At 70.5% G+C, this 13,044-nt stretch carries 4 protein-coding genes and 1 tRNA gene; 4 read left to right on the top strand and 1 reads right to left on the bottom strand.

What is annotated here, in order from left to right:
- Positions 1-180 precede the first annotated feature (180 nt).
- A tRNA-Thr gene (locus EES43_RS22575) sits at positions 181-253 on the top strand.
- A 72-nt stretch (positions 254-325) separates the two neighbouring features.
- On the opposite strand, the gene EES43_RS22580 is transcribed toward EES43_RS22575, so the two are convergent.
- Complete coding sequence (locus EES43_RS22580; protein ID WP_124270396.1) at positions 326-2,953, bottom strand: SpoIIE family protein phosphatase; 2,628 nt, start codon at positions 2,951-2,953, stop codon at positions 326-328.
- Positions 2,954-3,352: 399 nt separating this feature from the next.
- Here EES43_RS22580 and EES43_RS22585 point away from each other — a divergent pair, with 399 nt between their 5' ends.
- The 3 genes from EES43_RS22585 (at position 3,353) to EES43_RS22595 (ending at position 12,800) form a co-directional block, all read left to right on the top strand.
- Positions 3,353-8,797, top strand: coding sequence for a HAMP domain-containing protein (locus EES43_RS22585; RefSeq protein ID WP_124270397.1), 5,445 nt, complete (start codon positions 3,353-3,355; stop codon positions 8,795-8,797).
- 244 nt (positions 8,798-9,041) lie between these two features.
- Positions 9,042-9,725 carry a response regulator gene (locus EES43_RS22590; RefSeq protein ID WP_124270398.1) on the top strand — a complete coding sequence of 228 codons (684 nt, stop codon included), beginning with the start codon at positions 9,042-9,044 and terminating at the stop codon, positions 9,723-9,725.
- A gap of 252 nt (positions 9,726-9,977) precedes the next feature.
- A complete protein-coding gene (locus EES43_RS22595; protein ID WP_124270399.1) occupies positions 9,978-12,800 on the top strand; it encodes a DNA translocase FtsK in 2,823 nt (940 codons plus the stop codon).
- Positions 12,801-13,044: the final 244 nt, after the last annotated feature.

Below are 13,044 nucleotides of genomic sequence, written 5' to 3' on the forward strand. Positions count from 1 at the left end.
CCTGCGTTCCGGGCCTCTTCGCATCCAGGGCCGTATCCGGGGCCAGCGGTGGTGTTGGGGTGGACGGGTCGGGAAAGGTGGTCGAAGAGGCTGCGAGCGGCCGGGGAAAGAGGCGCCGGCGTGGTTATGAGCATCCTCGGATCCGGTGTATGGTTTACCTCGTTGCCACAGCGCAGCGAGGCCCCAATAGCTCAGTCGGTAGAGCGTCTCCATGGTAAGGAGAAGGTCTGCGGTTCGATTCCGCATTGGGGCTCAGAAGAAAGAGAAAGGCCCCCGCCGTACGGCGGGGGCCTTTCTCGTGTGCCGGGTCGGGGAGACGGCGGTCTCAGACGCGGGGCGGCTCCGGGACGCGCATGGCCAGGATCGCCATGTCGTCCGAGGCGGGCTCGGCCGCGAAGCGCTCCACGGCCCGCAGGATGCGGGCGGCGACCGCGCCGGCCGTCAGGCCCGTACACGTCGCGAGGACTTCGGCCAGGCCGTCGTCGCCGAGCATGCGCGTTCCCTCTCGGCGTTCGGTGACGCCGTCCGTGACGCACAGGAGGACGTCGCCCGGGTCGAGCGTCACCTCCTGCTCGTACAGATCCAGGTCGTCGATGACGCCCAGCAGCGGCTGCGGTTCCGCGGCGGCCTCCACGGTGCCGTCCTGGCGAAGGCGCAGCGGCAGCGGGTGTCCGGCGCAGACGACCTTCAGGAGGGCGCTGCCGTCCTCCTGGGGCCACAGCTCGCCGTACAGGAGCGTCAGGAAGCGGCTCCGGGCGCCCTCGTCGAGGATCGCCGCGTTCAGGCGCTCCAGGACGGCGGGGCCGGCGAAGCCCTCGCGGGCGAGCAGGCGCAGGGCGTGGCGGGCCAGCCCCGTGACGGCGGCGGCCTCGGGGCCCGTACCGCAGACGTCGCCGATGGCGAAGCCGTACGCGCCGTCGTGGATGGGGAAGACGTCGTAGAAGTCGCCGCCCACCTCGTTGCCCTCGCCCGCCGCCCGGTAGATGACCTCGATCTCGACGTTCGGGACGTCGGGGAGGCCCGGGGGCAGCAGGCTGCGCTGGAGGGACTGGCTGATGGCCATGCGCTCCGAGTACAGGCGGGCGTTGTCCAGGGCCAGGGCGGCCCGGCGGGACAGGTCCTCTGCCAGCTCCAGGATCTCCTGGCGGAAGTGGTCGTCCGACGGCTTGCCGAGCGTCAGCATGCCGATGACCCGGTTGCGGGCCACCAGCGGCAGGACGACGGTCTCGCCGCCGACCGCCTGGGCCGTGGCGAGCGTGGTGCGGGTGGCCGTGCTCATGCTCAGCGGAGCGTCCCGGTCCAGGCTGCGCGTCGAGGTGAGCAGCGCCGCCCGGTGGCCCGCCTCCGAGGGCGCCGTCCAGACCCGGGCTCCCGGCGTCGGGACCGGGTCCGGCGGGTCGATCGTCGAGAGCAGGGCCTTGATCCCGTCGATGAGGTCCTCGTCCTCGTGGAGCACGTACGAGAGGTACGGGTCGGAGGACTGGTCCGCGATCGTGTAGACGGCGCACCAGGTCGCGAGCGTGGGGACCGTCATCTGGGCCATGAGCGCCAGGGTCTGGTCCCGGTCGAGCGTGCCCGCCAGCAGGTCCGACGCTTCGACGAGGAAGGACAGGGAGCCGCGGCGCAGCCGTTCCAGCTCGCCCAGCCGGGCCGACTCCACGGCGAGGGCGATGCGGTCGGCGGCGAACTGGAGGCGCAGGGCCTCCTCGTTGGTGTACCGGCCCGCCGCCTCGGCCGCGACGCCGAGCGAGCCGGTGAGGCGGCCCTCGACCTTCAGCGGCACGGTGACGACCGAGCGCATCCCGGTGTCCGTGAGGAGCGGGACGGCCCCGGGGACGGCGGTCAGGTCCTCGTGGACGGCCGGCATGCGGGCGGAGCCGTAGCGTCCGGTGCCGGCCTCGACGGGCACCCGGGCGAAGCGCTGCCGGGCGGAGGGCAGGCCGGTCGTGGCCCGGACCTCCAGTTCCGTCTCGTCGTCGGTGGCGAGCAGCAGGAAGGCCGCGTCGGCGTCGAGCATGTCGCGCGCCCGCTCGACGGTCCGCTGGAGCAGTCCGTCGAGATCGTCGGGTGCGGGAGAGCCGATGAACACCTCGAACGGGTCGGCGGCGCGGTTCTCCGAGACGGTGTCGGAGACCGGGGCGCGGACCGGAGACTGGAGCACGGCGCGTTCGTAGTCGCGGACGAGCAGGCAGACCGTGGACGGTTCGCCGTCGGTGTCGCGGACGCGCAGGTGCGAGGCGTAGACGGGGGTGACCCGTCCGTCGGCCGCGCGGATGCCGTAGCTGCCCTCCCAGCGGGAGAGCTGGAGGGCGTCGGCGATCCCGGTGTTGGTGCCCGGGGTGTGCGGCCAGGCGACGAAGTCGGTCAGCTGCTTGCCCGTGACCTGCTCCGCCGCGTGGCCGAAGAGGAACGCGGCGTCCTCGTTCCACGCGGCGATCGAGCCCGTGCCGTCCATCTGGACGACGGCCACGCGTACGCGCTGGTCCGTGACGGGCAGCAGTGAGGTAGGGAGCACCGGGCCGGCGGAGCGGATGCCCACGGGGCGCTCGGGCAGGTCCAGCTGGAACCAGACGTGCTTGCGCGTGGGTGTGTACTCGACGCCCCAGCGGGTGGCCAGCGCGGCGCAGAGCAGCAGTCCGCGGCCGTTCTCGCGGTCCGGGCTGCCGAAGTCGACGCCGCTGCTGCGGAGCGGGACCTCCCGCTCCGGGTAGTGGTCGGAGACCTCGACGCGTACGCCGTCCTCGGTGCGCAGGCACAGCACGTCGGCCGCGGTCCCCGCGTGCACCACGGCGTTGGTGACGAGTTCGCTGGTCAGGACGACGGCGTCGTCGACGACGTCGGTGTAGCCCCACCCCTGGAGCGTGTCCCGGACAAAAGCGCGGGCGGTCGCCACCGAGCGCCCGACCGGTTCGAAGGTGGCGGCCGCGCGCGCCGTGATCACAGCACTCCCCATATGGTGTCTCGTCGCTTCCCCGAGTCCTGTGCCCGATTCTCGCCGCTTCGATTCGCCTTGCCAGGCTAGACGCTCGCCCGGGGTGCCGGGTACACGAGGGCCGAGATCGGGACAGGACGGACCGTGAGCGGTGTGCGGGCGCACAAGTATGGACTCCCGAGGCGGGGACGGTGGGCAACCGGGAGAGGTCGCCCACGGACCGGCCCCGGCCTGGTACGTTGCAACGATTTGACGGCCGTCCGGTCGCCCCTTGACGGTGGGCCGAGGCGGTGAGCCAAAGTGGAACCGGGCAAGCTTCCGATAGGCCCGAGCGAAACGGTCAACCCCTGCGGGAGGGACACGGTGGAGTCTGGCGTGGCGGCGCGGGGGTCAGGAACGCGTACAAGAGGCGGGCAGTCCGTGAAAAAGCAGCGCAATGGCACCGTCGAAGTGGACGCGGCAGCTCTGAACAGACTGCTCGCGGGCCTGGCGGCGATGCGGGACGGCAACTTCCGCAGGCGGCTCACCGTCTCGGGCGACGGCGTGATGACGGAGATCGCGGCGGTCTTCAACGAGGTCGCCGACCGCAACCTGCATCTCACGGGCGAGCTGGCGCGGGTGCGGCGGGTGGTGGGGCGTGAGGGCAAGCTCACGGAGCGGCTGGAGACGGGGGCCTGCGAGGGTTCCTGGGCGGCGGCGATCGACGCCTCCAACGATCTCGTCGACGATCTCGCGCGTCCGGTCTCCGAGGTGGGACGGGTCCTGTCGGCGGTCGCCGACGGTGATCTGGAGCAGCGGATGGAGCTGCGGTCGCACACCACGGACGAGACGGTGCGGCCCCTGCGCGGCGAGTTCCTGAAGGTCGCCCGTACGGTCAACAACCTCGTCGACCAGCTGTCGGTCTTCACCGAGCAGGTGACGCGCGTAGCGGTCGAGGTGGGCACCGAGGGCAAGCTCGGCGGGCAGGCGCAGGTGCGCGGGATGTCCGGGTCGTGGAAGGACCTCACCGACTCCGTCAACACCATGGCGTACCGGCTCACCGCCCAGGTGCGCGACATCGCGCTGGTCACGACGGCGGTCGCCAAGGGCGATCTGTCGCGGAAGGTCACCGTCCACGTGGCCGGCGAGATGCTTCAGCTGAAGAACACCGTGAACACGATGGTGGACCAGCTCTCCTCGTTCTCCTCCGAGGTGACGCGTGTCGCCCGAGAGGTGGGTACGGAGGGCGAGCTGGGCGGGCAGGCGACCGTGCCGGGCGTGGCCGGGGTGTGGAAGGACCTCACCGACTCCGTCAACACGATGGCGGGCAACCTCACGTCCCAGGTACGCGGTATCGCCGAGGTGACGACGGCGGTCGCCAACGGGGACCTGTCCCAGAAGGTCACGGTGAGCGCCCGCGGCGAGGTCGCCCAGCTCGCCGAGACGATCAACCAGATGACCGAGACGCTCCGTACGTTCGCGGACGAGGTCACCCGGGTGGCGAGCGAGGTCGGCGGCGAGGGGCTGCTCGGCGGGCAGGCCCAGGTGCCGGGGGCCGCGGGTACGTGGAAGGACCTCACCGATTCGGTGAACACGGTCTTCCGGAACCTGACCACGCAGGTGCGCGACATCGCGCAGGTGACGACGGCGGTGGCCAGCGGCGACATGTCGCAGAAGGTCACGGTCGACGTGGCCGGGGAGATGCTGGAGCTGAAGAACACCGTCAACACGATGGTGGACCAGCTCCAGTCCTTCGGTTCCGAGGTGACCCGGGTGGCGCGGGAGGTCGGTGTCGAGGGGCGGCTCGGCGGTCAGGCCGAGGTGCCCGGAGCGGCCGGGACGTGGAAGGACCTGACGGACTCGGTGAACACCGCGTTCCGCAACCTCACCGGTCAGGTGCGCGACATCGCGCAGGTGACGACGGCGGTCGCCAACGGGGACCTGTCGCAGAAGGTCACCGTGGACGTGGCCGGGGAGATGCTGGAGCTGAAGAACACCGTCAACACGATGGTGGCGCAGTTGTCCTCGTTCGCCGACCAGGTGACGCGGATGGCCCGGGACGTGGGCACCGAGGGCCGTCTCGGCGGTCAGGCGCGCGTCGACGGCGTCTCCGGTACGTGGAAGGAGCTCACCGACTCCGTCAACTTCATGGCGGGCAACCTGACGTCCCAGGTGCGCCAGATCGCCCAGGTGACGACGGCGGTGGCGCGGGGCGACCTGTCGCAGAAGATCGACGTGGACGCCCGGGGCGAGATCCTGGAGTTGAAGAACACCATCAACACGATGGTCGACCAGCTCTCGGCCTTCGCCGAGCAGGTGACCCGGGTGGCCCGCGAGGTGGGCACGGACGGGCGGCTCGGTGGTCAGGCGCAGGTGCCCGGCGTGGCCGGGGTGTGGCGTGACCTGACCGACTCGGTGAACGGCATGGCGGGGAACCTCACCGCTCAGGTCCGCAACATCGCGCAGGTCGCGACGGCGGTGGCGCGCGGCGACCTGTCGCAGAAGATCGACGTGGACGCCCGGGGCGAGATCCTGGAGCTGAAGAACACCCTCAACACCATGGTCGACCAGCTCTCGAACTTCGCCGAGCAGGTGACGCGGGTGGCGCGGGAAGTGGGCACGGAGGGCATTCTCGGCGGCCAGGCCGAGGTGCAGGGCGTCTCGGGCACCTGGAAGGACCTCACCCAGTCCGTCAACGGCATGGCGAACAACCTGACGCTCCAGGTCCGCAACATCGCAGAGGTCACCACCGCGGTCGCCAAGGGCGACCTCTCCAAGAAGATCACCGTCGACGCCAAGGGCGAGATCCTCGAACTGGTCACGACCGTCAACACGATGGTCGACCAGCTGCTGAACTTCGCGGACGAGGTCACGCGGGTGGCGCGCGAGGTGGGCACCGAGGGCATCCTCGGCGGTCAGGCGCGGGTGCGCGGGGCGACCGGCATCTGGAAGGACCTCAGCGACAACGTCAACCTGATGGCCAACAACCTGACCAGCCAGGTGCGCAACATCTCCCGGGTCTCCTCCGCGGTCGCCACCGGCGACCTCACGAAGAAGGTCACCGTCGAGGCGCGCGGCGAGGTCGCGGAGCTGGCCGACACCGTCAACACGATGGTGACGACGCTGTCGTCGTTCGCCGACGAGGTGACGCGGGTGGCCCGCGAGGTGGGCACGGAGGGCGAGCTGGGCGGCCAGGCGCGGGTGCCGGGCGTCTCCGGGACCTGGAAGGACCTCACCGAGTCGGTGAACTCGATGGCCTCCAACCTGACCGGCCAGGTGCGCCAGATCGCGACGGTGACCACCGCCATCGCCAAGGGTGACCTGACCAAGAAGATCGACATCGACGCGCGCGGTGAGATCCAGGAGCTGAAGAACACCATCAACACGATGGTCGACCAGTTGTCCTCGTTCGCCGAACAGGTGACGCGGGTGGCCCGCGAGGTGGGCACCGAGGGCCAGCTGGGCGGCCAGGCGCGGGTGAGGGACGTCGACGGCACCTGGCGGGACCTGACCGAGTCGGTGAACGAGATGGCCGGGAACCTGACCCGGCAGGTGCGCGCCATCGCGGCCGTCGCCACCGCGGTGACGCGCGGCGATCTGAACCTGAAGATCGACGTGGACGCGGCCGGCGAGATCCAGGTCCTCCAGGACAACATCAACACGATGATCGCGAACCTGCGCGACACGACGCTGGCCAACAAGGAGCAGGACTGGCTCAAGGGCAACCTCGCCCGGATCTCGGGCCTGATGCAGGGGCGGCGCGATCTGGACGACGTGGCGTCGCTGATCATGAGCGAGCTGACGCCGGTGGTGTCGGCGCAGCACGGCGCGTTCTTCCTGGCGATGTCTCCCGGCGACTCCGACGAGGTCGGCCCGGACAACGGCGAGGACGGCTCGTACGAGCTGCGGATGCGGGGGAGTTACGGCTACTCGGCCGGTTCGATGCCGACGTCCTTCCGGCCCGGCGAGACGCTGATCGGGACGGCGGCGGAGGAGAAGCGGACGATCCAGGTGGACAACGTGCCGCCGGGATACCTGAAGATCTCCTCCGGTCTCGGCGAGGCTCCTCCGGCCCATGTGATCGTGCTGCCGGTGCTCTTCGAGGGCAAGGTCCTCGGCGTGATCGAACTCGCCTCGTTCCAGCCGTTCACGCACATCCAGCGGGACTTCCTCAACCAGCTGGCCGAGATGATCGCGACGAGCGTCAACACGATCAGCGTCAACACCAAGACGGAGAAGCTGTTGGAGCAGTCCCAGGAGCTGACCGAGCAACTGCGCGACCGCTCGCAGGAGCTGGAGAACCGGCAGAAGGCGCTCCAGGCATCCAACGCGGAACTGGAGGAGAAGGCCGAGCTGCTGGCCCAGCAGAACCGGGACATCGAGGTGAAGAACACCGAGATCGAGGAGGCGCGGCAGGTCCTGGAGGAGCGCGCCGAGCAGCTGGCCGTCTCGATGCGCTACAAGTCGGAGTTCCTGGCGAACATGTCGCACGAGCTGCGCACGCCGCTCAACTCGCTGCTGATCCTGGCCAAGCTGCTCGCCGACAACGCCGAGGGCAACCTGTCGCCGAAGCAGGTCGAGTTCGCCGAGACGATCCACGGGGCCGGGTCCGACCTGCTCCAGCTGATCAACGACATCCTCGACCTGTCGAAGGTCGAGGCGGGCAAGATGGACGTCAGCCCGACCAGGATCGCGCTGGTCCAGTTGGTCGACTACGTCGAGGCGACCTTCCGGCCGCTCACCGCGGAGAAGGGGCTCGACTTCTCCGTACGGGTCTCGCCGGAGCTTCCGGCCACGCTGCACACCGACGAGCAGCGGCTGCTCCAGGTGCTGCGCAACCTGCTGTCCAACGCGGTGAAGTTCACCGACTCGGGCGCGGTGGAGCTGGTGATCCGGCCGGCCGGCGCGGACGTGCCGAACGCGATCCGCGAACACCTGCTGGAGTCCGGTTCGCTGCGCGACGCGGACGCCGATCTGATCGCGTTCTCGGTCACCGACACCGGGATCGGGATCGCGTCCAGCAAGATGCTGGTGATCTTCGAGGCGTTCAAGCAGGCGGACGGCACGACGAGCCGCAAGTACGGCGGAACCGGTCTCGGGCTCTCGATCAGCCGGGAGATCGCGCGACTGCTCGGCGGTGAGATCCACGCGGCGAGCGAGCCGGGCCGGGGGTCGACCTTCACGCTGTACCTGCCGCTGCACCGCGCCGAGCTGCCGCCGCCGGGCTACCCGCAGACGGCGGGACCCGGTTCCGGTTCCGCCGAGCTGCTGGGCGGGCCGGACGGCGGCCTGGCACCGGATCAGCAGGGCGCCGGGCAGGCCCCGTTCGGGGATCCGGCCAACTCGGCCGGGGTCTTCCGGCGCCGGCGCAAGGCCCTCGCGGACGCGGCACGGAGGCCCGCGCTGCCGGCGGCCGGCCGGCCGGTGGGGGAGAGCGTCCCGCAGGAGGAGTGGGTGCAGGGAGGCCAGGGCTCGGCTGAGGAGCCGGAGCCCCGGCGGACGTTCCGGTTCCGCGGCGAGAAGGTGCTCATCGTCGACGACGACATCCGCAACGTCTTCGCGCTCACCAGCGTGCTGGAGCAGCACGGGCTGGCGGTGCTGTACGCGGAGAACGGCCGCGAGGGCATCGAAGTCCTGGAGCAGCACGACGACGTGACGGTCGTACTGATGGACATCATGATGCCCGAGATGGACGGTTACGCGACCACGACGGCGATCCGGCGGATGCCGCAGTTCGCCGGTCTGCCGATCGTCGCTCTGACCGCCAAGGCGATGAAGGGCGACCGAGAGAAGGCCATCGACTGCGGGGCTTCCGACTATGTGACGAAACCGGTCGACCCTGATCATCTGTTGGCCGTGATGGAGCGATGGATGCACGGAGAGTGATCGAAAATTGAACGAAAGGTAGTGATTTGTTGACCGACTGTGCCCGGACTGGTGTGAACGCGCTGCATCCGGGGAACCTTCACGTCTCCGACCGCGTTTGCGGTATGTGCACAGTGACATCGCGGTGACAGGGTGTGGCGACGGGCGGGGTGCGGCTACCATGACCGGCACAAGGACGGACGGCGTAAGGGAGTCGTCCCCTGGGGCGGCACCCGGTGCATTTCCGGGGCGAGGAGGGCGGGCCATGGTGCAGAAGGCCAAGATCCTCCTGGTCGATGACCGGCCGGAGAATCTGCTGGCGCTGGAGGCCATCCTCTCTGCGCTCGATCAGACACTGGTCCGGGCATCGTCAGGGGAGGAGGCGCTCAAAGCGCTGCTCACGGACGACTTCGCGGTCATTCTGCTGGACGTCCAGATGCCGGGCATGGACGGTTTCGAAACCGCCGCGCACATCAAGCGACGGGAACGGACCCGGGACATCCCGATCATTTTCCTCACCGCGATCAACCACGGTCCGCACCACACCTTCCGGGGGTACGCGGCCGGCGCGGTGGACTACATCTCGAAGCCGTTCGATCCATGGGTGCTCCGCGCCAAGGTCTCGGTCTTCGTCGAGCTCTACATGAAGAACTGTCAGCTGCGCGAGCAGGCCGCGCTGCTGCGGCTCCAGCTCGAAGGCGGCGGTCACGGAGCCGGCGCGCACGAGAAGGAGCCGGCCGGTCTGCTCGCCGAGCTCTCCGCCCGGCTCGCGGCGGTCGAGGAGCAGGCGGAGGCGCTTTCCAAGCAGCTCGACGACGAGTCCGCGGACGCGGCGGCCGTCGCCACGGCGGCCCACCTCGAACGCAAGCTCACCGGCCTGCGCCGCGCGCTCGACGCGCTGGAGCCGGGCACGGGCGGCGGCACGGGTGTGCTGCCCGCGCAGAACTGACGGCGCACGCCCGCCTGTCTCCGCGCGGGCCGCTTCCCTGCGTCGGGGGCGTACGCCGGAGCGGGCCGCGACCGCCGGCTCCGGATGCCGTCGTGCGGCCGGGGCGGGACGGGGACAGATGGCGAGGGACGGTGCGGTGGATGCCTCCGTGCGGTGAGCGCGCGTCAGTTCCCCGCAGCCGCGCGGCGACACGGTCGGGTGAACCAGTAGGCGAACGTGTTCACGGGCGTGGACAGCGGTAACCTCGGCCCCATGGCCTCACGTACGTCCGGCAAGGGTTCCCAGGGCACGGCGGGCACCGCGAAGAGCGCCGGCCGTACTCCGGGCCCGGCGAAGAAAGCCGCGCCCGCCAGGAAGACCGCGCCGAAGAAGACGGCCGCGCCCGGCAGGAAGCCCTCCGCGAGGAAACCTCCGGTGAAGAAGGCGGCGGTCAGAAAGCCGCCCAAGCCCGCGCCGTCCCCCACCGGAGGCGTGTACCGGCTGGTCCGCGCCGTCTGGCTGGGCGCCGCGCACGGCGTCGCCGCGGTGCTGCGCTCCATAGGGCGCGGAGCGAAGGGACTCGACCCCGCCCACCGCAAGGACGGCCTCGCCCTCCTCCTGCTCGGCCTGTCGCTCATCGTGGCCGCCGGCACCTGGTCCAACCTCCAGGGCCCCGTCGGCGACCTCGTCGAGATGCTGGTGACCGGCGCGTTCGGCCGGCTCGACCTGCTGGCCCCGATACTGCTCGGCGCGATGGCGGTCCGGCTGATCCTCTATCCGGAGCGGCCGGAGGCCAACGGCCGTATCGTCATCGGGCTGTCCGCGCTCGTCGTCGGCGTTCTCGGACAGGTCCACATCGCCTGCGGTTCGCCGGGGCGCGAGGACGGCACCGAGGCGATGCAGGACGCCGGCGGTCTGGTGGGCTGGGCCTCGTCCCAACCGCTGATCTTCATGATGGGCGAAGTGCTCGCCGTACCGCTGCTGGTGCTGCTGACCGTCTTCGGCCTGCTCGTCGTCACCGCGACCCCGGTCAACGCGATCCCCCGGCGGCTGCGGCAGCTCGGCGTCCGGCTCGGCATCGTGGAACCGGCCTACGAAGCGCCGAGCGCGTACGAGGACGACGACGAGCGCTACGACGGGCGTTACGACGAGCAGTGGAGCGAGGCCCTGCCCGAGCGCACCCGGCGCGGTCTGCCGCGCGGCTCGGACCCGGAGGCGGCCCACGACGAGGCCGAGGCGGAGGCCCCCACCCGCCGCGGGCGGCCCCGCAGGCCCGCCGCGCAGCCCGCGATGAACCGTCCGCTGGACGCCGTCGACGTCGCGGCAGCCGCCGCCGCTGCGCTCGACGGGGCCGTGCTCAACGGCATGCCGCCCTCACCGGTCGTCGCCGACCTGACCCAGGGCGTCTCGGCGGACCGCGAGCGGACCGGCACGCCGGTGCCCGGAGCGCGCGGGGGCGAGCGCGGGGACGGGCCGGACACGGGCCGCGGCGGCGGCGACAAGGCCCGCGGCGGCGGGAAGCCCGGCGTCCCCGCCGCGGGCGTACCCGATCTGACCAAGCCCGTTCCCGAGCGGACCGGGGCCCTGCCCGCGCGCGCCGAGCAGCTTCAGCTCTCCGGCGACATCACCTACTCGCTGCCCTCGCTCGACCTGCTGGAGCGCGGCGGCCCCGGCAAGACCCGCAGCGCAGCCAACGACGCCGTCGTCAGCTCGCTGACGAACGTGTTCACCGAGTTCAAGGTCGACGCCGTCGTCACCGGTTTCACCCGGGGCCCGACGGTCACCCGCTACGAGATCGAGCTGGGCCCGGCCGTGAAGGTCGAGAAGATCACCGCGCTCACCAAGAACATCGCCTACGCGGTGGCCAGTCCGGACGTGCGCATCATCTCGCCCATCCCGGGGAAGTCCGCCGTCGGCATCGAGATCCCCAACTCCGACCGCGAGATGGTCAACCTCGGCGACGTGCTGCGCCTCGCCGACGCGGCCGAGGACGACCACCCGATGCTCGTGGCGCTCGGCAAGAACGTCGAGGGCGGCTACGAGATGGCCAACCTCGCCAAGATGCCGCACGTCCTGGTCGCCGGCGCCACCGGATCCGGCAAGTCCTCCTGCATCAACTGCCTGATCACCTCGGTGATGGTGCGGGCCACCCCCGAGGACGTCCGGATGGTCCTGGTCGACCCCAAGCGCGTCGAGCTCACCGCGTACGAGGGCATCCCGCACCTGATCACGCCGATCATCACCAACCCCAAGAAGGCCGCCGAAGCGCTCCAGTGGGTGGTGCGCGAGATGGACCTGCGCTACGACGACCTCGCCGCCTACGGCTACCGGCACATCGACGACTTCAATCACGCCGTGCGCAGCGGCAAGGCCAAGGCGCCCGAGGGCAGCGAGCGGGTGCTGTCGCCGTATCCGTACCTGCTGGTGATCGTCGACGAGCTGGCCGACCTGATGATGGTCGCCCCGCGCGACGTCGAGGACTCCATCGTCCGCATCACCCAGTTGGCCCGCGCCGCCGGCATCCACCTGGTGCTCGCCACCCAGCGCCCCTCGGTCGACGTCGTGACCGGACTGATCAAGGCGAACGTGCCCTCCCGGCTCGCCTTCGCCACCTCCTCCCTCGCCGACAGCCGCGTCATCCTCGACCAGCCCGGGGCCGAGAAGCTCATCGGCAAGGGCGACGGGCTGTTCCTCCCGATGGGGGCCAACAAACCCACCCGTATGCAGGGAGCCTTCGTCACGGAGGACGAGGTGGCCGCCGTCGTCCAGCACTGCAAGGACCAGATGGCCCCGGTCTTCCGCGACGACGTCGTGGTGGGCACGAAGCAGAAGAAGGAGATCGACGAGGACATCGGCGACGACCTCGACCTGCTGTGCCAGGCCGCCGAACTGGTCGTCTCCACCCAGTTCGGGTCCACCTCGATGCTCCAGCGCAAGCTCCGGGTCGGCTTCGCCAAGGCGGGCCGGCTGATGGACCTGATGGAGTCGCGCAACATCGTCGGACCCAGCGAAGGGTCCAAGGCGCGCGACGTCCTGGTGAAGCCGGACGAACTGGACGGGGCGTTGGCGGTCATCCGCGGGGAAGCCGCTCCGTAAAGGTTTCGTGGGCAACCGTTTCGTACGGTCGCACGTCAAGTTGAAGGGAGGGGCGGAACCATGCTCCGCCCTCCGGCCCATTCCGCTGTCCCACCCCCTGATCGGCCCACTCCAGGGTGCCCAGTCCTCGGCCGGGGCCGTGCTCCGCCTCTGCTCCGTCCGTGGAGCGGTCCGCGGGGCCGTCCGGCGAACCCGATGGCGTACAAAGTCGTCGCTCCCGGTTGCCCCACCCTTTCGTACCCCC

Source organism: Streptomyces sp. ADI96-02, assembly GCF_003846185.1.
Lineage (GTDB): Bacteria > Actinomycetota > Actinomycetes > Streptomycetales > Streptomycetaceae > Streptomyces.